General features: G+C 28.5%; 24 protein-coding genes. All 24 read left to right on the plus strand.

From position 1 onward, the window contains the following. Positions 1-10: 10 nt before the first annotated feature. Complete coding sequence (gene prdA / locus ABDZ71_RS03810; RefSeq protein ID WP_343759035.1) at positions 11-2,104, plus strand: D-proline reductase (dithiol) proprotein PrdA; 2,094 nt, start codon at positions 11-13, stop codon at positions 2,102-2,104. A gap of 1 nt (position 2,105) precedes the next feature. After that, on the plus strand, positions 2,106-2,381 hold the full coding sequence (locus ABDZ71_RS03815) for a CBO2463/CBO2479 domain-containing protein (protein WP_343759937.1): 276 nt from the start codon (positions 2,106-2,108) through the stop codon (positions 2,379-2,381). A 42-nt stretch (positions 2,382-2,423) separates the two neighbouring features. After that, positions 2,424-3,143 (plus strand): D-proline reductase (dithiol) protein PrdB, encoded by a 720-nt coding sequence (gene prdB, locus ABDZ71_RS03820; RefSeq protein WP_343759037.1) that lies wholly within the window; start codon positions 2,424-2,426, stop codon positions 3,141-3,143. A 244-nt stretch (positions 3,144-3,387) separates the two neighbouring features. Then, a complete protein-coding gene (locus ABDZ71_RS03825; protein ID WP_343759039.1) occupies positions 3,388-4,260 on the plus strand; it encodes a TSUP family transporter in 873 nt (290 codons plus the stop codon). Between the two features lie 277 nt (positions 4,261-4,537). Beyond that, positions 4,538-5,410, plus strand: coding sequence for a TSUP family transporter (locus tag ABDZ71_RS03830; RefSeq protein WP_343759040.1), 873 nt, complete (start codon positions 4,538-4,540; stop codon positions 5,408-5,410). 205 nt (positions 5,411-5,615) lie between these two features. Further along, positions 5,616-6,620 (plus strand): phosphate acetyltransferase, encoded by a 1,005-nt coding sequence (gene pta / locus ABDZ71_RS03835; protein ID WP_343759042.1) that lies wholly within the window; start codon positions 5,616-5,618, stop codon positions 6,618-6,620. Between the two features lie 49 nt (positions 6,621-6,669). After that, positions 6,670-7,863 (plus strand): acetate/propionate family kinase, encoded by a 1,194-nt coding sequence (locus ABDZ71_RS03840; RefSeq protein WP_343759044.1) that lies wholly within the window; start codon positions 6,670-6,672, stop codon positions 7,861-7,863. Between the two features lie 120 nt (positions 7,864-7,983). Continuing rightward, a complete protein-coding gene (locus ABDZ71_RS03845; RefSeq protein ID WP_343759046.1) occupies positions 7,984-8,493 on the plus strand; it encodes a YceD family protein in 510 nt (169 codons plus the stop codon). 13 nt (positions 8,494-8,506) lie between these two features. Then, positions 8,507-8,692 carry a 50S ribosomal protein L32 gene (rpmF, locus tag ABDZ71_RS03850; RefSeq protein ID WP_343759048.1) on the plus strand — a complete coding sequence of 62 codons (186 nt, stop codon included), beginning with the start codon at positions 8,507-8,509 and terminating at the stop codon, positions 8,690-8,692. Between the two features lie 151 nt (positions 8,693-8,843). Then, a complete protein-coding gene (gene plsX / locus ABDZ71_RS03855; protein ID WP_343759050.1) occupies positions 8,844-9,839 on the plus strand; it encodes a phosphate acyltransferase PlsX in 996 nt (331 codons plus the stop codon). Positions 9,840-9,928: 89 nt separating this feature from the next. Continuing rightward, positions 9,929-10,165 (plus strand): acyl carrier protein, encoded by a 237-nt coding sequence (gene acpP, locus ABDZ71_RS03860; RefSeq protein WP_343759052.1) that lies wholly within the window; start codon positions 9,929-9,931, stop codon positions 10,163-10,165. A 115-nt stretch (positions 10,166-10,280) separates the two neighbouring features. Next, positions 10,281-10,985: a ribonuclease III gene (gene rnc, locus ABDZ71_RS03865; protein ID WP_343759054.1), complete on the plus strand. Its 705-nt coding sequence runs from the start codon at positions 10,281-10,283 to the stop codon at positions 10,983-10,985. After that, positions 10,978-12,057: an elongator complex protein 3 gene (locus ABDZ71_RS03870; RefSeq protein WP_343759056.1), complete on the plus strand. Its 1,080-nt coding sequence runs from the start codon at positions 10,978-10,980 to the stop codon at positions 12,055-12,057. The genes rnc and ABDZ71_RS03870 overlap by 8 nt, the downstream gene beginning before the upstream one ends. A 452-nt stretch (positions 12,058-12,509) precedes the next feature. Next, positions 12,510-12,608 carry a DUF4044 domain-containing protein gene (locus ABDZ71_RS03875; protein WP_343759057.1) on the plus strand — a complete coding sequence of 33 codons (99 nt, stop codon included), beginning with the start codon at positions 12,510-12,512 and terminating at the stop codon, positions 12,606-12,608. An 11-nt stretch (positions 12,609-12,619) separates the two neighbouring features. Next, positions 12,620-16,204: a chromosome segregation protein SMC gene (gene smc / locus ABDZ71_RS03880; RefSeq protein WP_343759058.1), complete on the plus strand. Its 3,585-nt coding sequence runs from the start codon at positions 12,620-12,622 to the stop codon at positions 16,202-16,204. 23 nt (positions 16,205-16,227) lie between these two features. Beyond that, the gene (gene ftsY / locus ABDZ71_RS03885) at positions 16,228-17,139 is read left to right on the plus strand and encodes a signal recognition particle-docking protein FtsY (protein ID WP_343759060.1); all 912 of its coding nucleotides are present in this window, start codon (positions 16,228-16,230) and stop codon (positions 17,137-17,139) included. A 123-nt stretch (positions 17,140-17,262) separates the two neighbouring features. Next, positions 17,263-17,607 carry a putative DNA-binding protein gene (locus tag ABDZ71_RS03890; RefSeq protein WP_343759062.1) on the plus strand — a complete coding sequence of 115 codons (345 nt, stop codon included), beginning with the start codon at positions 17,263-17,265 and terminating at the stop codon, positions 17,605-17,607. Between the two features lie 12 nt (positions 17,608-17,619). Then, positions 17,620-18,969, plus strand: coding sequence for a signal recognition particle protein (ffh, locus tag ABDZ71_RS03895; RefSeq protein ID WP_343759063.1), 1,350 nt, complete (start codon positions 17,620-17,622; stop codon positions 18,967-18,969). A gap of 36 nt (positions 18,970-19,005) precedes the next feature. Then, positions 19,006-19,254 carry a 30S ribosomal protein S16 gene (gene rpsP / locus ABDZ71_RS03900; protein WP_343759064.1) on the plus strand — a complete coding sequence of 83 codons (249 nt, stop codon included), beginning with the start codon at positions 19,006-19,008 and terminating at the stop codon, positions 19,252-19,254. A gap of 17 nt (positions 19,255-19,271) precedes the next feature. Continuing rightward, entirely contained in the window at positions 19,272-19,499 is a 228-nt protein-coding gene (locus tag ABDZ71_RS03905) for a KH domain-containing protein (protein ID WP_343759066.1), read from the plus strand. Between the two features lie 160 nt (positions 19,500-19,659). Further along, on the plus strand, positions 19,660-20,148 hold the full coding sequence (gene rimM, locus ABDZ71_RS03910) for a ribosome maturation factor RimM (RefSeq protein ID WP_343759067.1): 489 nt from the start codon (positions 19,660-19,662) through the stop codon (positions 20,146-20,148). Then, a complete protein-coding gene (gene trmD, locus ABDZ71_RS03915) occupies positions 20,148-20,870 on the plus strand; it encodes a tRNA (guanosine(37)-N1)-methyltransferase TrmD (RefSeq protein ID WP_343759069.1) in 723 nt (240 codons plus the stop codon). The genes rimM and trmD overlap by 1 nt, the downstream gene beginning before the upstream one ends. A 158-nt stretch (positions 20,871-21,028) precedes the next feature. After that, positions 21,029-21,376 (plus strand): 50S ribosomal protein L19, encoded by a 348-nt coding sequence (gene rplS, locus ABDZ71_RS03920; protein ID WP_343759071.1) that lies wholly within the window; start codon positions 21,029-21,031, stop codon positions 21,374-21,376. A gap of 56 nt (positions 21,377-21,432) precedes the next feature. Continuing rightward, a complete protein-coding gene (gene lepB / locus ABDZ71_RS03925; protein ID WP_343759073.1) occupies positions 21,433-21,954 on the plus strand; it encodes a signal peptidase I in 522 nt (173 codons plus the stop codon). Positions 21,955-21,992: the final 38 nt, after the last annotated feature.

Consider the following 21,992-nt stretch of genomic DNA (forward strand, 5'->3'; position numbering starts at 1 on the left):
TTACTAACATATGTCAATGTCAGCAGAACATGCAGAAGAACTAAAAGATGAAGTAGCTGTTGTATGTTGTAGATCAGAAGAGGGAACAATAATAACAGCAGAAAATTTAGAAGATCCTGATATATTCCCAGATATGGTGGATTCAGGACTACTAACAATACCAGATGATTGCCTAAAGGTAGGAGAAGTAATAGGAGCTAAATTGTTAAAAACTGTAGATTCATTAACTCCATTAACTCCAGACATAATGGAAGGAGCTAAAAAAGCAGAATCAGAAGCTGAAGAAGTTTCTGAAGAAGTTTTAGAAAATGGAAGTGAAAAAGCAGTTCTAAAATATAATTTAAAAGCAGGAGAAGCTATAAAGATTGGTGACTTAGAAAATCCAATGCATTTTGAAAAACTTGAGGATTCTTTACTTTTAAACTTAGATGAAAGAGTTTTAAGTAGAGAAGAAGTTATTGGATCTATATTAAAGGTCGACACACCGGCTTTAACTCCTGTAACACCTGAAATATTAGAAGGATTTGAGGAGGAAGTAAACATGAGCGTTGATGCAAACACAACAGTAAATGGTGGAACTTTAAGAATTAGAATCGCTGAAGGAAAAGGAATAGACATCGAAGTACCTTTAAATGGAAAAATAGGTGCAGCAAAATCAGTTGCAGCTCCAAAAGTTTCAGCTGAAAAAGCTACTGTAGTTCCAGTTTCAGAAGCTAAAGTAGAAGCTAAACCAGAAAAAGTAATAAGAACTCTTAAAAGAAAACACTACAAAATCGAAGAAGTTAAATTTGCAAAAGAAACAAAAATTGAAGGAACTACTCTTTATATAAGAGAAAATATTTGCGAAGATGCTAAAGAAATAGATGTATTAGTTAAAGACTTAAAACTTGAAATAATAACTACAGATAAGTACAACACTTATAGTGAAACTATAATGGACGTACAACCAATAGCTACTAAAGAAGGAGACGATTCTCTAGGTTCAGGTGTTACAAGAATACTTGATGGTGTTATCATGATGGTAACTGGTACTGACGAAGATGGAGTTCAAATTGGTGAATTTGGATCATCTGAAGGTATATTAGAAGAAAACATCATGTGGAATAGACCAGGAGCTCCAGATAAAGGTGAAATCTTCATAAAAACTCAAGTTACTATAGAAAGAGGAACTAACATGGAAAGACCAGGTCCTCTAGCTGCTCATAAAGCTACTGATGCAATAACTCAAGAAATAAGAGAAGCTTTAAAATCTCTTGAAGATGAATCATTAGTAGTAGATACTGAAACATTTGAACAAGTAAGAAGACCAGGAAAGAAAAAAGTTGTAATAGTTAAAGAAATCATGGGTCAAGGTGCTATGCACGATAACTTAATATTACCTGTAGAACCAGTTGGAGTATTAGGAGCTAAACCAAATGTTGACCTTGGAAATGTACCTGTAATGCTTTCACCACTTGAAGTAATGGATGGTGGTATCCACGCATTAACTTGTATCGGACCTGCTTCAAAAGAATGTTCAAGACATTACTTTAGAGAACCACTTGTAATAGAATGCATGAATGATCCTGAAGTAGATTTAGCTGGAGTTTTATTTGTAGGAAGTCCTCAAATAAACAGCGAAAAATTCTATGTATCTCAAAGAATGGGTATGATGGTTGAAGCTATGGACGTAGACGGAGCATTCGTTACTACTGAAGGATTCGGAAATAACCACATCGATTTCGCAAGCCATGTTGAACAAATAGGTATGAGAGGCATACCATGTGTAGCATTCTCATTCTGCGCAGTTCAAGGTGCTCTAGTTGTTGGTAATAAATACATGAAATACATGGTAGATAACAACAAATCAGAAGGCGGAATAGAAAACGAAGTATTAAGTTGTAACACTTTATGTAAGGAAGATGCTGTAAGAGGTCTTGCAATGATTAAAGCCGCTATGAATGGCGAAGAAGTTAAGAAATCTGAAAGAAAATGGAATCCAAACGTTAAAGAAAGCAACTTAGAATTAATAGAAAAAACTGCTGGAGAAAAAGTAGACAGAGTTTTAAATGAAACTTCTATACCAATGAGTAAAAAAAGAGAAGAAAAATATGCAACAAAATAAGATGAAATTAAAATATGCTGATAAAATCATAGAAATGCAAGGCGTTATAGTAGAAGTTAAAGACGGCTCAGTAGCTATAGATTTTAAAGGTAGACTTGGATACTTAAGAGTTCCAAAGAGAATGTTAATATCTGATTATGAATTAAAAATTGGTCAAGAAGTTGGACTTAATATGAGTTTTCCAGAAGTTTTATCTGATGAAGTAAATGAAAAATATGTAAGTAATATAGAGATCCAAAACAGAAGAGGATTAAGCTCAGACGATAGATGGAAATAAACAAAAATAATTAAGCTATTACAGGAAAGGAAGGTTAATACAATGGATACAATAAAAGGATTACAATCAGAAATATTTGTTCCTATTACTCCAGACCCAGTATGGGCACCAGTTGAAATGGAATTAAAAGATATGACAATAGCAATAGCTACAGCAGCAGGAGTTCACTTAAAATCAGACAAAAGATTTAATTTAGCAGGTGACTTCACTTATAGAACAATACCAGGAGATGCTCCATCAGCAGACTTAATGGTATCTCACGGTGGATACGATAACGGAGATGTTAATAAAGACATCAATGCAATGTTCCCAATAGATAGATTAAAAGAACTAGTAGAAGAAGGATTCATAAAAGCAGTAGCTAAAACTCATATAGGATTCATGGGTGGTGGCGGAAACCAACAAAAATTCAGAGAAGAAACAGGTCCTGAAGTAGCTAAAATCTTAAAAGATGAAGGCGTAGATGCTGTACTTATGACAGCTGGATGAGGAACTTGTCATAGATCTGCAGTTTTAGTGCAGAGAGCGATAGAAAAAATAGGAATACCTACAATAATAATAGCAGCATTACCACCAGTTGTTAGACAAACAGGAACTCCAAGAGCAGTTGCTCCAAGAGTACCAATGGGTGCTAATGCAGGAGAACCAAACAACGTAGAAATGCAAACTGGAATAGTTAAAGATTCTTTAATCCAATTAACTAAAATCAGCAGTGCAGGTAAAATAGTACCACTTCCATACGAATACGTTGCTAAAGTTTAATTTATAAATAAAATAGGCTTTGCTTAGAGCAAAGCCTATTTAATAACAATAATTGTTAGAAAAATAACAATTTTAATAATTGTATTAAATTAACTAAATATTTTGTAAAATAAAGCATGATTAACTTATTATGAAAAAAATAAAATTATTTTACATATTTTCATAAAAATATGTAGAAATTTTAAGAAAAATGTATTAAAATGAACTAGCAAAGAAAAATAAAATAAATAAAAGAGGTGTTAATATGGTAAAAATAGTTATAGGTGTATTAGTTGCACTTACAGCATTCTTCGGATTCTTCTTTATTAAAGATTATTTTCAAGCAGCAAAAGAAGGTAAATTAGAAAAAGACACTAACTTCTTAGTATCAGGAATTATAGGTATGGTAATAAACTTTTTCGACACTTTAGGAATAGGAAGTTTCGCACCACTTACAGCTTCTTTAAGAGGATTTAAACAAACTAGAGATGGAGTACTTCCAGGAACACTTAATGTTTCATGTACTATCCCAGTTGTTGTTGAAGCTATAATATTCATAAAAGTTATAGAAGTAGATCCTGTAACATTAGTTTCTCTTTTAGCAGCAGCAACAGTTGGTGCTGTAATAGGAGCAGGAATTGTATCTAAACTTGATGAAAAGAAAGTTCAACTTGGAATGGCAATAGCGCTTCTTATAGTTGCAGCAACAATGCTTGCAGGACAACTTAAATTAATGCCATCTGGTGGAGATGCAATAGGTCTTACAGGAGTTAAGTTAATAATAGCAGTAGTTGTAAACTTCTTCTTAGGAGCTTTAATGACACTTGGAATAGGATTATATGCACCATGTATGGCTCTTATATATTCTCTTGGAATGAGCCCTAAGATAGCTTTCCCAATAATGATGGGATCTTGTGCATTCTTAATGCCAGCTGCATCAGTTAAATTTGTTAAAGAAGGAGCATATAATAGAAAAGCATCTATGGCTGTAACAATATTTGGATGTATTGGTGTGTTTATAGCAGCATACTTAGTAAAATCACTTCCTATAAACATATTAACATGGCTTGTAATAGTTGTTATTATATACACTTCATTTACTATGTTTAGAGCTTATTCTAAAGCAAAAACTGCTTAATTAGTAAAATAAAAAATAAATAAATAAAACAAATAGGTTTGGATATTATCCAAGCCTATTTGTTTTATTTATTTTAAAGCTAGATATAATTTATTAACAATATATTATTTTTATATTGAATAAATATTATACATAAAAGTAATAATAAGCATATTATATAATATTTTCTTTAACTATATATTAATATAACGTAAATAATGTTATGTTAATATCAATCTTTCGACAAACATATAGTAAAATTTACATATATATTAAATATATTAAAAGGAGAAATAGTATGATAAAAATATTTTTAGCAGTATTACTTGTTTTGACAGCTTACTTTGCATATATTTTTTTAAGTGATTATATAAAGGCATATAAAAGCAATAAGATAGAGAATTCTAATTTCGCCTTTTTAGGAGTTATAGGATTTATAGCATGTTTTTTTGATACATTAGGAATTGGTTGCTTTGCTATAATAACAGGATTTTTAAGAAACTTTAAACTTTCAAAGGATAGAGTTCTTCCAGGAACTCTTAATGTATCTAGTACTATTCCTATTGTAGTGGAAGCACTTATATTTATGACTGTTATAAAAGTAGAAACTATTACGTTATTTTCAATGATTATAGCAGCTGCTATAGGATCTATATTAGGAGCAGGCTTTGTTTCCAAATTAGACGAAAAAAAAGTACAGATATATATGGGAATAGCTTTGCTTTTAGTAGCCCTATTAATGCTTGCATCACAATTAAAATTAATGCCAGTTGGTGGTACATCCACAGGTCTTACTGGATTTAAGCTTGTTATAGCTATTGTAGGTAACTTTATATTAGGAGCATTAATGACTCTTGGAATTGGCCTTTATGCCCCTTGTATGGCTTTAGTTTTTGCATTAGGTATGAGTCCTAAAATAGCATTTCCTATAATGATGGGATCTTGTGCATTTTTAATGCCTTTTGCATCTTATAAATTCATAAAGGAAGATGCTTATGATAGAAAAGCTTCTTTAGCAATAACTATATTTGGATCTGTAGGTGTTTTAGTTGCAGCATATATTGTAAAATCTCTTCCAATTAAAACTTTAACTTGGGTTGTAATAGTAGTTATAGCATATACATCATTTAGTATGTTTAAATCAGGGATTAAAAAAAGAAGGTACAATTAAAGAGAATTTGTAAATTTATAATAATTTTTTGTAGTAAGATACAATAAAATAAAATCAATAAAAGTAGAAAAACACAATATTTTGTATAAATATCTGTGTTTTTTTTGTATTTATAAATTTATTATTGAAAATATGTATTAAATAGGGTTATATTATATATGTATATACTACTATATTAAATTGAAGGTTGAAGGGAGAAAACGACATGAAATTAATGGAAAAACTATGGGAAAAAGCTAAGGCTGATAGAAAGAAAATCGTCCTTGCAGAAGGGGAAGAGGAAAGAAATCTACAAGCATGCGAAAAAATATTAAATAATAAAATTGCTAATGTAGCCTTAGTAGGGGATGAAAATAATATAAAAGAAAAAGCAAAATCATTAGGTTTAAACATAGATGGAGCAGAAATATTTGATCCAGAAACTTCAGATAAAACTGAAGGATATGCTAAAGAATTTTATGAACTTAGAAAACATAAAGGTATGACTTTAGAAAAAGCGGATAAAATAGTTAGAGATCCCTTATATTTTGCAACAATGATGGTAAAAATGAATGATGGAGATGGTTTAGTATCTGGTGCTGTTCATACTACAGGAGATTTATTAAGACCAGGACTTCAAATAGTTAAAACTAAAAAAGGTGCAAAAGTGGTATCAAGTGCATTTATAATGGAAGTTCCTAATTGTGAATTTGGTGAATCAGGAATGCTTCTTTTCTCTGATTGTGCAGTAAATCCTAATCCAACATCAGAACAATTAGCATCAATTGCTATATCAACAGCAGAAACTGCTAAATCTTTATGTGATATGGATGCTAAAGTTGCAATGCTTTCATTCTCTACTATGGGAAGTGCAAAACATGAACTAGTTGATAAAGTAGTTGAAGCTACTAAACTAGCTAAAGAGCAAAGATCAGATTTAGATATAGATGGAGAATTACAATTAGATGCAGCTATAGTTAAAAAAGTTGCTGATTTAAAAGCTCCAGAAAGTAATGTAGCTGGAAAAGCTAATGTATTAGTATTCCCAGACTTACAAGCAGGAAATATTGGATATAAATTAGTTCAAAGATTTGCAAAAGCAGAAGCTATAGGACCTATATGTCAAGGTTTTGCTAAACCTATAAATGACTTATCAAGAGGATGCAGCAGCGATGATATCGTAAATGTTGTAGCGGTAACAGCAGTACAAGCTCAAAATATGACAAAATAGAGACAAAAATATGGTAAAATAGAGATAAAAAAAGGAAGGCGGTATAAAAATGAATATATTAGTAGTTAATTGCGGAAGTTCATCTTTAAAATATCAATTAATAGATATGGAAACAGAAAAACCTTTAGCAAAAGGTCTTGTAGAAAGAATAGGAATAGAAGGTTCTATACTAACTCAAAAAGCAAATGGAGAAAAATATATCATAGAAGAGCCAATGGATGATCATAAAAAAGCAATAGAGCTTGTTTTAAAAGCTTTAGTAGATGGTAAACATGGTGTTATAAAAGACATGTCAGAAATAGCTTCTGTAGGTCATAGAGTAGTTCATGGTGGAGAAAAATATTCTAAATCTGTACTTATAGATGAAGATGTTATGAAAGAATTAGAAGATTGTATAAAATTAGCACCACTTCATAATCCACCAAACTTAATTGGAATAAATGCTTGTAAAGAACTTATGCCAAAAACTCCAATGGTAGCAGTTTTTGATACAGCTTTCCATCAAACATTACCAGATTATGCATTTACATATGCGTTGCCATATGAAATGTACAGTGATTTAGGAGTAAGAAAATATGGATTCCACGGAACTTCTCATAGATTTGTATCTGCAGAAGTAGCAAAAATGATGGGAAAAGACATAAAAGATCTAAAAATAATAACTTGTCATTTAGGAAATGGAGCAAGTCTTTGTGCTATTAACGGAGGAAAAGCTGTAGATACAACTATGGGATTCACTCCACTTGCAGGACTTGTTATGGGAACTAGATGCGGAGATATAGATCCATCTATATTACCTTTCTTAATGAAAGAATTAAATATGTCAGCAGATGATATAAACAATGTAATAAATAAAAAATCTGGTGTATTTGGTTTATCTGGAGTAAGTAGTGACTTTAGAGATATAGAAAACGCTTCTAAAGAAGGAAACAAAAGAGCAGAACTTGCACTAAAAGTTTTTGATTATAAAGTAATAACATCTATAGGAGCTTATGTAGCTGCATTAAATGGTGTGGATGCTATCGTATTCACAGCAGGTCTTGGAGAAAATTCAGCAACTAATAGAGAAGCTATATGTAATGGATTAAGTTACCTTGGAATAGAACTTGATAAAGAAAAGAATGGTATGAGAGGCGAAGCTGTAGAAATAAGCAAAGCTGATTCAAAAGTAAAAGTATTTACTATACCAACTAACGAAGAATTAATGATAGCAAGAGATACTGAAGAAATAGTAAACGCTTAATAATAGGAATTTATTAGGATAAAAAGTCAAGTAAATGTTATAACTTAATTATAAAATACTTGACTTTTTAATATCACCTTTATATAATAAATTGTGGTTGCTATAATTGAGGTGAGTTTTATGAAATTAGATGTATCGGATTTAATAAGAAAAAATAAAACTTATAAAGAAGTACATGTAGAATTAAAAGACAGCGAAGGTTTTTTTGACGGAACTGAAAAAATTAATTATTTTAAAGTACCAAAATTAAATGGGGAAGTTAGTATATCAGATAATGTAATAGTTTTAGATGGCAAATTGCAAGCTGATTTAGAATTAACTTGTTCAAGATGTCTTGAAAAATTTCATTATCCTATTGATATGAACATACAAGAACAATTTGTTATTGATGATTCTAGTAATGAAGATAATGATGATTTGATAGTTATCAATGGTGATGTTATTGATATTACGAAAGTTATAGAAAATAACATAATTGTGCAATTACCGATTAAAAGACTCTGCAAAGAAGATTGCAAAGGATTATGTCAAAAGTGTGGAGCAAATCTAAATGTTTCAGAATGTAATTGTGAAACATTAGATGTAGATCCTAGATTGGCAAAATTGAAAGACTTTTTTTCGAACAACTAAGGAGGTGTTTACAGTGGCTTGCCCAAAGAGAAAAATTTCAAAAGCAAGAAGAGATTCAAGAAGAGCTCAAACTTTTAAACTAAGTTTACCAGGAATAGTTGAATGTCCTCAATGTCATGAGATGAAACTTGCTCATAGAGTATGTAAAAGTTGTGGATATTATAAAGGCAAAGAAATAGTTGCTTCAACTGATAAATAATAAAAGAAAGTCTTTATGACTTTCTTTTATTTTTTTTACCTTATGAATATAAATAAGGTATTTATTTAAGTGAGTTTTATATTTAAAATAGAAAAATATTGTCCCAATAGATTTTATCATTTATACTTTTATAAGAAAGGGAGTGTGTTTTATGATTATTGCTGTAGATGGCATGGGAGGAGATTTAGCTCCTGATGCAGTAGTTGATGGATGTATACAGGCTGTTAAAGCTTATAGTGATATACATATAATAATCACTGGAAAAGAAAATATTATAAAAGATAAATTAAAAGAAAAAGGTTATAATGGTAATAAAATAGAGATATTAAATGCTGAAGAAGTTGTAAGTACTAATGAAGCTCCAGTTAGAGCAGTAAGAAGAAAAAAAGATTCTAGTATGGTGAAAGCTCTTCAACTTGTAAAAGACAAAAAAGCTGATGCTATTATTTCAGCAGGAAGTACAGGAGCATTAATGGCAGGTTCTACTTTTGTTCTTGGAAGGATAAAAGGTATAAATAGAGTTTGTTTAGCGCCACTTCTTCCTGGAGTTAAAAACCCATTTATGATAGCAGATTCTGGTGCTAATGTAGATTGTAAGCCAGAATATTTAGTTCAATTTGGAATGATGGGTAAAGTTTATTTTGAAAATGTTTTAGGAGTTAAAAATCCAACTATAGGATTAGTTAATATTGGAGAAGAAGAAGAAAAAGGTAATGAACTTACAAAATCCGCCTATTCTCTCTTAAAAGACACAGATTACAATTTTGTAGGTAATGTAGAACCTAGAGATATACCAGAAGGAAAAGTTAATGTATTGGTTTGTGATGGCTTTGTAGGTAATAGTATATTAAAAACTTATGAAGGGGTAGCAATAAATATATTTAAAATGTTAAAAGAAGATATAATGAGTTCTTTTAGATCAAAAGTTGGAGGAGCACTTTTAAAACCTGTATTTAAAAATTTTAAAAAGAAATTTGATTATACAGAGTATGGTGGATCTCCATTTTTGGGAGCAAAAGGAATATGCATAAAAGCTCATGGTAGCTCTAATGCCAAAGCTTTTAAGAATGCTATAAGACAGGCAAAAATATGTAATGATAAGAAGATAGTTAAAAAAATAGAGGATAATTTACACAATTTAATATAAAATATATATAGCCGAATTAACTAATTTATATTGACGGCTACTAGGTTATGTAATATTATTTATTTATAAAGCATTAGGAGGTGAGACTTTTGGTATTTGAAAAAGTAAAAAGTATTATAGCAGAACAGCTTAGTATAGATGAAGAAGAAATCAAAATGGAATCATCTTTTGTTGATGATTTAGGTGCAGATTCACTTGACGTAGTAGAATTAATAATGGCATTGGAAACAGAATTCGATTTAGAAATAGCTGATGAAGATGCAGAAAAAGTATCTAAAGTAGGCGACGTAGTAGAATACATAAAGAAAAATGTTGGTGAAGAATAATTTTTGATTTGAAATCCCCGCATAAGCGGGGATTTGTATTTAAATTTTAAAGTTTATTCTTGAGTTTATTTTTAAAGTTAGCTGAAGAATAAACTTTGTTAAGGAAGTGAAATGTTTGAAAAACAGAGATGATGTACTAAAGCAACTTCAATATAAATTGAAAGTTTATTTTAAAGATGAAAAATTACTTAATATAGCTCTTACTCATAGTTCTTATGCTAATGGTAAGAAAAATATAAAATATAATGAAAGATTAGAATTCTTAGGAGATTCAGTTCTTCAAATTACAATATCAGAGTACTTATTTACAAAATATAAAGATAAATCAGAAGGAGTTCTTACAAGAAAAAGAGCAATAATTGTATGTGAAAATTCTTTATATCAAGTAGCTAAAGATTGGAATTTAGGAATATATCTTAATATGAGTAAAGGGGAAGAGCTAACTGGAGGAAGAGAAAGATCTTCTATACTAGCAGATTGCGTTGAAGCTATAATAGCTGCAGTTTATTTAGATAAAGGACTTGAAAAAGCACGTACTTTTATATTAGATAACTTTAAAGAAATAATTGAAAAAGCTATGAAAAATGAAATTATATTAGATTATAAAACTAGGCTTCAAGAATTAGTTCAACAAAAGGCAGACAAGGTTATTTTATATAAACTTATAAAACAAGAAGGTCCTCCTCATAGAAGAAAATTTTATACAAGCGTTATAGTAGATAAAAAGGTAGTTGGAACAGGCTTTGGATACAGTAAGAAAGAATCAGAACAAAGTGCAGCTAAAAAGGCATTAGAAGTTTTGGAGGATAAAAATGAGTAAAAGACATTATATAATACCTATATTTGTACCTCATGAAGGTTGTCCTCATAACTGTGTATTTTGTAACCAAGACAAGATTACTGGATTAGATTGTGAAACTATAGATGATAATTATACTAGAGCTACTATAGAAGAGTATATAAAAACTATAGAAAAAGAAAACAGCATAGTAGAGGTTTCATTTTTTGGAGGCACTTTTACAGCAATTCCTATGGAAAGGCAAAATAAGTTTTTAAAGGTTGCTAAAGAATATAAAGATAAAGGTATAATAGATTATATACATATGTCAACAAGACCAGATTATATAGATGATACTATACTCCATAACTTAAAAAGCTATTCCGTTGATGTAATTGAACTAGGAGTACAATCTTTAAATGAAGAAGTTTTACTTAAATCAGGAAGAGGACATTCAGGGAAAGATGTTTATAAGGCATCTAAGCTTATAAAGGAATATGGATTTACTTTAGGTCATCAAATAATGGTAGGATTACCTTGTGACACTTTTAAAAAAGATGTGGAAACGGTAAAGAAATCTATAGAAATGAAACCAGATATAGCTAGAATATATCCTGCCTTAGTTATAAAGGATACTCCTATGGAAGAAATGCTAAAGGAAGGTATATATAGACCATATACCTTAGATGAAGCTGTAGAAATAACAAAAGTGTTATATTCTATCTATAAAATTAATAATGTTAATGTTATAAGAGTAGGACTTCAACCAACAGAAGAAATTAATGTAGATGGGGAAATTGTTGATGGTCCCTTTCATCCAGCTTTTAGAGAACTTGTTGAAGGAAATCTTATGAATGAGATGATTTTTGATTCTATACCTAAAGATTATGATAAATCTATAGAAGTTTTTATAAACAATAAAGATATATCTAAGTTATACTGCAATAAAAAATATTTTTTTAATAAAATTTTAAAGAATTTAAATAAAAATACCATAAAAGTTATACAAAATTCAAAAATTCAAAGGGAAAGTTTAGAAATCCATTTAGACCATAAAGTGATTAAAATTTCATTAATTGAATATATGAAAAATGTATATGGTAGAGGAATTTAAGAAATATAATTGAATTTATAATATAGAGATTGATTAAGAACCGTGTAATAAACACGGTTCTTAAGTTTTAAAATAGTTATAAAATTTAAGCTTTTTAGTAAAATAAGTATTATTTTAAGTATTTGATTTTTTAAAAATCTTATATTTAAAGAGTTTAAAAATAAAATTAAAACTATATTTACATTAAAGTTATTTAAGCTTATATATGTACTCTTTATTTCAATAAATAATTGATATTTGTTTACATATATAATAAACTATTAAGGCGTATTAAAATAAATAATAAGTGAAAGATGCTATTAATATTTTGTTAAATAAAGTACTTTAGAATTTAAAGTATCCTTTCTATTAGTAGATTTTCATGAATAAGTAATCCATAAATATATTATAAGAATTACTAGTTATTTATTTTAGTTAGGTAGATGTGATCATTTATAAAAGAGGTGTTTAACATGAAAAAGCAAAGTAGAGAAAAAATGAAAAAAGTATTAGTTATATTTATAGTTTTAATATTTGTAATAGGTTTGATGCCTATGTTGTTTATGAGATAGGAGTGTACTGAATGTTTTTAAAATCTATTGAAATAAGAGGATTTAAATCATTTGCTGATAAAACAGAATTGTTATTTAAAAGAGGGGTTACAGGTATTGTAGGTCCTAATGGTAGTGGAAAAAGTAACATATCTGATGCAGTTAGATGGGTGCTTGGTGAACAAAGCGTTAAATCCTTAAGAGGCAGCAAAATGGAAGATGTTATATTTGCAGGGACTCAATTTAGAAAACCTGTAGGTGTATCCCAGGTGTCTTTAATATTAGATAATAATGATAAAGAATTGGACATGGAATATTCAGAGGTTATAATAACTAGAAGACTATATAGATCAGGAGATAGTGAATATTATATAAATAATACTAAATGTAGACTTAAAGATATTCAGGAACTTTTTATGGATACAGGTATAGGTAAAGAAGGGTATTCTATAATAGGACAAGGTAAGATAGATGCTGTATTAAGTGGAAGACCGGAAGAGAGAAGAAGTCTTTTAGAAGAAGCTGCTGGAATAGTTAAATTTAAATCAAGAAAAGATGAAGCTACAAAAAGACTTTTAAATACAGATGAAAACTTAGTTAGAATTGAGGATATCTTAAATACTTATAGTGAACGTTTAGAACCTTTAAAAAATGATAGCGAAAAAGCTAAGGTTTTCATAGATTTATCAAATAGTTTAAAAGAAAAAGAAATAAATTTAATAGTTTATTCTATAGAAAATATAAATAAAAAATTAGAGGAGATAAATGAAAAGTTTAATTTATCTAAAGAAAAAATAGATGAATTAAAAAAAGAAAAGGATAAATATAAAGAGGATACTGAGAGGCTTACTTCTGAGTTAGAAAAATTAGATAAGAATAATTCTCTTTCAAAAGAAAAATATTATAATAAAAAAGATTTATGTAAAGATTTAGAGTCTGAAAATATATTAATAAGCGAAAAAATGAAAAATATACAAAAGGATATATTAGAAAGAGAAGAAGAGTTTAAATCTAATGAGAATAAATTAAAAAATTACATAGAAGAAAAAGAAAAATTAGAAAAAATAATAAAAAATATAAAAGAAAAATCAGATGAGATAAAATTTAGCATAGAAAATTCAGAGAAAAATATTTTGGATTTTAATGAGTTTTATAAAGATAAATCTAATAGGCTTAATAAATTAAAAGAAAATCAAATAGATATAGTAAGTGATATTTCTAATACAAGAAATGATATTGCAATACTTAAAAATGATATGAAAAATATTCAAAATAAATTAGAACAAATAGAAAGTTCTTGCAAAACTTACTTAAATTCTATAAATATAAATTTAAAAACTAAGTTAGAAATAGAAAAACAAATAGAAAATATAAATAAAAATATAGATAACTTGAAAAATAATTTAGAAAGAAATTGTAAAGAGATATCAAGTATAAAAATATCACTAAGTAGTAAAGAAAAAAAATTAAAGCAAACTACTTCAGAAACAAACAGATTAGAAGCAAACTATCAAATGTTATCTAACCTAGAAAAGCATTATGAAGGGTATAATAGAAGTGTAAAAGTTCTTATGGAGCATATTTCTAAAGATAGAATTAAAGACTCTAAAGGTAAGTGTGAAGTTTTAGGTAAAGTAATAAAAGTTGAAAAACATTTAGAAAAAGCTATGGAGATTGCTTTAGGAGGTTATATTTCTAACATAATAACTAAGGATGAGTTTATAGCTAAAAATCTTATAAACTATTTAAAAAGTAATAATTTAGGAAGAGCAACTTTTTTACCTCTTACAACTATTAAAGGTAAAAAGCTTAATTTGAATAATAATATTTTAAATTATAAAGGGTTTATTGGAATTGCAAGTGATCTTATAAAATACAATGATAGATTTTCAAATATAATAAATCATGTATTAGGAAGAACTATAGTGGTGAAAGATATGGATTCAGCATTACATGTATCTAAAATAATGAAATTTTCTTGTAAAGTTGTTACTATAGAAGGAGAAGTTGTTAATCCTGGAGGTTCTTTAACCGGTGGAAGCTTTAGAAAAAAATCAGGAAGTAGCATAATAAGCAGAAAAAGAGAAATTGAAGAAATAAGCATGAAAGTTAAATCTTCAAAAGAAGAAATTGAAATTTTAAGTAAAAATATTAGTCAAAGAAGAAATGAATTAAAAATATTAGATGAAGAAAATCTAAATATAAAAGATGAAGTATATAAAGACAACATAGAAGTAACTAAACTTCAAAGTAAACTTATGTCTATTAGAGAAAATACTGATACTTTAAAAAGTAATTTAAGAGTTTCAAAAAAAGAAGTAGAACTTATAGAAAGTGATATAAATTCTACAGAAGTAAACATAAAAAAAGAAGAAAATAAATTAAATGAATTAATAAAAAACAAAGAAATTAACGAGAAAAATATAGATAGTTTAGAAAAACTAATAAATGAGAAAAATAAAACAATAAAAGATTCAGAAGAAAAATTAACAGAGCTTAAAATAAAAAATGCTCAATTAAAAGAAAATATAGATAGTAAATCAAAAGATTTTAATAATATACAAAAGGATATAAAAGAATTACAAAATAATCAAAGTGATATATTAGTAAAAAATAAAAGAGATAATGGTACTATAGAGGATTATAAAAATAATATTATAAACAATAAAAAAGAAATAGACAGCATAAAAAATTCTATTGAAAATCTAGAGAGTAGTTTTAAAGAATATGAAGTTTATAGAATAAAGCTAAAAGATAATTTAGAAAAATATAAAAATAAAGAAGAAAGTATAAGTTTGGTTTTTCAAAATAAAGAACAAGAAGTACACAAGCAAGAACTACAAATAACTAAGCATAAAACAGAGAAGGAAAGTTTTTATAATAAGTTAAATGAAGAATTTTCTTTAACTTATGCAGAGGCATTAAGCTTTAAAAAAGATATTTTAGATATAGTAAAATATAAATCAGAGGTATCATCTTTAAAGGGGAAGATAACTTCCTTAGGAAATGTAAATTTAGGAGCTATAGAAGAATATAAAGAATTAAATGAAAAAATTACTTTTATGAATAACCAAAAAGAAGATTTAGTTAAATCTAAAGAAGAACTTCAAAATGTTATTGATGAAATGACTAAAAAAATGAGAACTGTATTTTCTGAAAATTTTAATAAGCTAAATAGGTATTTTAATGAAACTTTTAGGCAACTATTTAAAGGTGGAAGCGGTAATCTAATATTAAATGGTGAAGATGAACTTACTTGTAATATAGATATTAATGTTCAGCCGCCAGGTAAAAAATTACAAAACATTAATCTTATGTCCGGTGGAGAAAAGGGACTTTCTGCTATAGCACTTTTATTTGCTATATTAAAAATGAAACCTACACCTTTTTGTATATTAGATGAAATTGAAGCAGCTTTAGATGATGCTAATGTAATACGTTATGGCGAATTTTTAAAAGAGTTTTCAGAGAAAATACAATTTATAGTTATAACTCACAGAAAAGGTACAATGGAAGCATGTGATGCATTGTACGGAGTTACCATGGAAGAAAAAGGAGTATCAAAACTTATTTCTGTAGATTTAACAGCAAGAAAAGAAGCTGCTGTTACCTCATAAAAAAACTTAAAGGAGAGATAAACATGTTTGGAGGATTTTTTGAAAAATTAAAAACTGGACTTTCAAAAACTAAAGATAACTTTACAGACAAAGTTAATAGTGTATTAAAACTTGCAGTTACAATTGATGAGGATTTATATGAAGAATTAGAAGAAATACTTGTTACTGCTGATATTGGAGTAGACACATCCCTTGAAATAATAGAAAGATTAAGAAAAAAAGTAAGAGAAGAGAAAATAAAAGATCCAGAGGAAATAATACCAGCTTTAAAAGCTGTTGTACTAGATATATTAGGTAGAGAAAAAGGTAGTATAGAACCTGAAACTACTCCTAAGGTTACTTTTATAATTGGAGTAAATGGGGTAGGTAAAACAACTTCTATAGGAAAAATATCTTCAAAACTTAAAAATAAAGGATTTAAAGTTATTATGGCAGCAGCAGATACTTTTAGAGCAGCAGCTATAGATCAGCTTGAAGTATGGAGTAATAGATCCGGTGTAGATATAATAAAACATCAAGAAGGATCAGATCCTGGTGCTGTTGTTTTTGATGCAATACAAGCATCTAAAGCTAGAAAAGCAGATGTTTTAATATGTGATACAGCAGGAAGATTACATAACAAGAAAAATTTAATGAATGAACTTTCTAAGATAAATAAAATATTAGAAAGAGAATATGAGGAAGCTTCAAAGGAAACTTTATTAGTGTTAGATGCAACTACAGGACAAAATGCTGTTATACAGGCTAAGGAGTTTATGGAAGTTTGTCCTATAGATGGCATAATACTTACTAAATTAGATGGTACTGCAAAAGGTGGAGTAGTTATTTCTATAAAAGAACAACTTGATATTCCAGTAAAACTTATAGGTGTAGGAGAAGGCATAGAAGACCTTCAAGAATTTGATCCTGAAGAATTTGTAGAAGCATTATTTTAAAAAATTAGGGCTGTTAAGTAAAAATACTTGACAGCCCTTTAATAGTTTGGTAATATATAAATCGTTGTATTTAATAAATAGATATGGAAATGGGGAATCGATATTAAACTTAAAGATTTTAATATGGATGAAAGAATAGAAGTATCAGTATTAATAGACTTTTATGGTAACTTACTTACAGATAAGCAAAATAAAATAATGAACCTATATTATAATGAAGATTTTTCTTTAAAGGAGATATCCGAAATTACTAATACTACAAGGCAGGCTGTTTATGATATTATAAAAAGATGCCATAAGCTTTTGGTTCAATATGAAAGCAAGTTACAAATTATGAATAAAGATTTAGAACTTAAAAAAGCAAAAAAACAATTAATAGATAGATTAAATAAATTAAAGTCAAGACAATCAGATGAACTTTATGATAATATAGAAGAAATAAAACAGTACGTAATTGATAATATTTAGGAGTGGATTGTAATGGCGTTTGATGGATTAGCTTCTAAGCTTCAAGATGCAATGAAAAAACTTAGAGGTAAAGGTAAACTTTCAGAAAAAGACATAAAGCAAGCAATGCGAGAAGTAAAACTTGCACTGTTAGAAGCAGATGTTAACTATAAAGTTGTTAAAAAATTTGTAAAAGGTGTTAGTGAAAAAGCTGTAGATAAAGAAGTACTAGAAAGTTTAACTCCCGGTCAGCAAGTTGTAAAAATAGTTAATGATGAGTTAACTAAGCTTATGGGAAGTGAAGAAAGTACAATAAAATATTCAAATAGTGGAATCACAGTTATAATGCTTGCAGGACTTCAAGGTGCTGGTAAAACTACAATGGCAGGGAAATTAGCACTTCATTTTAGAAAAAGAAATAAAAGTCCATTGTTGGTAGCTTGTGATGTATATAGACCAGCTGCTATAAAACAACTTCAAGTTGTAGGAAAACAAATAGATATACCTGTATTTACTATGGGAGATAAATTAAACCCAGTAGATATATCAAAAGGTGCTATTGAATATGCTAAAAACAATAAACACAATGTAGTTATAATAGATACAGCCGGTAGACTTCATATAGATGAAGATCTTATGGATGAACTTAAAAACATAAAAGAAAATGTTGATCCTAGTGAAATACTTTTAGTAGTAGATTCTATGACTGGTCAAGATGCAGTTAATGTAGCTAATAATTTTAATGATAAATTAGATATAACAGGAGTAGTCCTTACAAAACTAGATGGTGACACAAGAGGTGGAGCTGCTCTTTCTATAAAAGAAATGACAGGAAAACCTATAAAGTTTGCAGGTATCGGTGAAAAAATGAATGATTTAGAAGTTTTTCACCCAGATAGAATGGCATCTAGAATACTTGGAATGGGAGATGTTCTCTCATTAATTGAAAAAGCAGAACAATCAATTGATCAGGAAAAAGCAAAAGAAATTGGAGAGAGAATGTTAAACCAAGAGTTTAACTTTGAAGATTTCTTAGAATCTATGAAACAGATGAAAAAATTAGGACCTATTACTAAACTTTTAGAAATGGTTCCTGGTATGAACTCAAAGCAACTTAAGAATATGGATTTAAGTCAAAGTGAAAAAGATTTAAAAAGAATAGAAGCTATAATAAATTCTATGACTAAAAAAGAAAGACAAAATCCTACTCTTATATCATCATCTTCTTCAAGAAAAAGAAGAATTGCTAATGGGTCAGGTACAAAGGTTCAAAATGTAAATAAACTTTTGAAAGATTTTCAAGCTTCAAAGAAAATGATGAAGCAAATGAAAGGCATGCAAAAAGGAATGAAAAAAGGTCTATTTGGGAAACTCCCGTTTTAGATAAAATAAATTATTAACCTAAAGGAGGTGAAACACATGGCAGTAAAAATCAGATTAAGAAGAATGGGTGCTAAAAAAGCTCCTTTTTACAGAGTTGTTGTTGCAGATTCAAGATCTCCAAGAGATGGTAGATTTATAGAACAAATAGGATACTACAACCCAATCGTGAAACCAGTAGAAGTTAAATTAGATGAAGAAAAAGTATCTAAATGGATTAAAAATGGTGCACAACCAACTGATACAGTTAAAAGATTAATGAAACAAGCTGGAATATCAGAAAAATAATACTGGGGGTGTATAAAGTGAAAACTTTGGTTGAAACTATAGCTAAGGCATTAGTAGATAACCCAGATAAAGTTCAAGTGAATGAAGTAGCTGGTGAACAATCAGTTATTCTTGAACTAAGAGTTGCACCTGATGATATGGGAAAAGTAATTGGAAAACAGGGAAGAATAGCAAAGGCTATTAGAACTGTTGTTAAAGCAGCAGCTATTAAGGAAAATAAAAGAGTAGTTGTTGAAATAATATAAAAGAGTTAGGTGAGCCTAACTCTTTTATTTTTAAAATTATTTAAAGGGCATTAGTACATAATTTAATTGTTTTAATATATTTTAAAGTAATATATAATTAATTATATAAAAATAAATAATAAGAAATAGTATTAATTACATGATTTAAAGGAGAATGAAAATGAAAGATTTTATATCTATAGGTCAAATTGTAAATACTCATGGTATAAAAGGAGAAGTAAAAGTATATCCTTTAACTGATGATACTAAAAGATTTAAAAAACTAAAAAAAGTTTACATAGATGGTGAAGAAAGAAATATATTAAGTTGTAAATTAAAACCTACTACTGTAGTTTTAAAAATAGAAGGAATAGATTCTATAGAAGAAGGAAATAAATATAGAAATAAATATCTAGAAGTTGAAAGAGAAAATGCTGTTAATCTTCCAGAGGGAAGGTACTTTGTTATAGATATAATAGGTTGCAGCGTAGTAGATACTAATGGAGAAAATATAGGTAAAGTTTATGATGTTATGGAAACTGGTAGCAATGATGTTTATGTTGTAAAAGGTGAAAAAGAAATACTTATACCTGCTATAGAATATGTAGTAACTAATATTGATATAGAAAATAAATTAATTACCATAAAACCTTTGGAGATGTGGCAATAATGAAAATAGATATTTTAACATTATTTCCTGAGATGTTTAATATATTTAATCATAGTATTATTGGAAGAGCTCAGGAAAAGGGTATTATAGATATAAATACTTTTAATATAAGAGACTTTACCAAAGATAAACATAAAAAAGTAGATGATTACCCTTATGGAGGAGGAGCGGGAATGCTTATGGCTACCCAGCCTATAGTAGACTCTATAAGAGCGGTAAAGAAGCTTAATAAAGGTAAGGTAGTATTTCTAGGACCTAGAGGTATTCCTTTTAACCAAGAGATTGCTAAAAGCTTATCTAAAGAGGATGAGATAATATTTTTATGTGGACATTATGAAGGAATAGACGAAAGGTGTTATGATTACATAGATATGGAAATATCCTTAGGGGATTTTGTTTTAACAGGAGGAGAAATGGCCTGTATACCTGTAGTTGATTCTGTATGTAGAATGGTAGATGGAGTTTTATCTAAAAGTGAAAGTTATGAAGATGAATCTTTTTATAATGGACTTTTAGAATATCCTCAATATACAAGGCCAGCTGTTTTTGAAGAAAAACCAGTTCCTGAAGTTCTACTTTCAGGTCATCATGAAAACATAAGAAAGTGGAGAAAATTCAAATCTATAGAAACTACTAGAATTAAAAGACCGGATTTATTTAAAAAATACACTATTACTAAAGAAGATAAAAAGATTTTAAAAAAATTTAACAGGGATAAATAATTAAATAAATTTATATTATATAATGAATTTTAAATAAACCTGTTGAATTACTATTATATATGTGGTAAAATGATGGTTGTGCTAGTACGGGCGGTCCTCTATTTACATATTTTACAAAAGTGAGTACGAACGTCAATAAACGATAGGAGGGAATGCACATGTTAGATATAATAAAAGCTATAGAAGCAGAACAAGTTAAAAGTGATTTACCAGAATTTCACGTAGGAGATACTGTAAAAGTTCACCAAAGAATTAAAGAAGGTAACAGAGAAAGAATCCAAATTTTCGAAGGTACTGTTCTTAAAAGACAAAATGGTGGAGCAAGAGAAACTTTCACAGTAAGAAGAGTTGCTTACAACGTAGCAGTTGAAAAAACTTTTCCTGTTAACTCTCCATTAGTTGAAAAAATCCAAGTAGTAAGAAGAGGTAAAGTAAGAAGAGCTAAACTTTACTACTTAAGAGACAGAGTTGGTAAAGCTGCAAAAGTTAAAGAATTAATGAGATAATAATTAGGGACTTTATAAAGTCCCTTTTTTCATATCAGGAGGTGAATTACCCTAAAATGGCAAAACAATTTATGGAAATTATAAAATCTATTGTTATAGCTGTTATAGCAGCATTTCTTATAATAACCTTTGTCTTTGAAACGGTAAGTGTTGATGGACATTCTATGGACCCAACATTAAATGACAGAGATAGATTAATAGTGGAGAAAGTTTCTTATTATTTTAGGAAACCTAAACCAGAGGATATAATAGTTTTAAAATATCCATCAGATACTAGAGAAAAGTTTATAAAAAGGGTAGTAGCAGTTGCTGGAGATAAGGTTAGCATACATGATGATAAAGTATATGTTAATGGAAAAGAAAAGGACGAACCTTATATAGCAAAGGAAAGAATGGAAGATTTTAATGAAGTTATTGTTCCAGAGGATACAGTTTTTGTATTAGGGGATAATAGAAATCATAGTAGAGATAGTAGATATCCAGATGTTGGTTTTGTTAATTTAAAACTGGTAGTTGGAAGAGCTGCTTTAAGAATATATCCTTTTAGTAGGTTTGGAAGTTTGTATAATAAAAAATAATAATAGGCTTAAATGTGCTTTATAATTTAAATTTAGAA

Source organism: Clostridium oceanicum (genome assembly GCF_039521385.1).
Taxonomy (GTDB): domain Bacteria; phylum Bacillota; class Clostridia; order Clostridiales; family Clostridiaceae; genus Clostridium_F; species Clostridium_F oceanicum.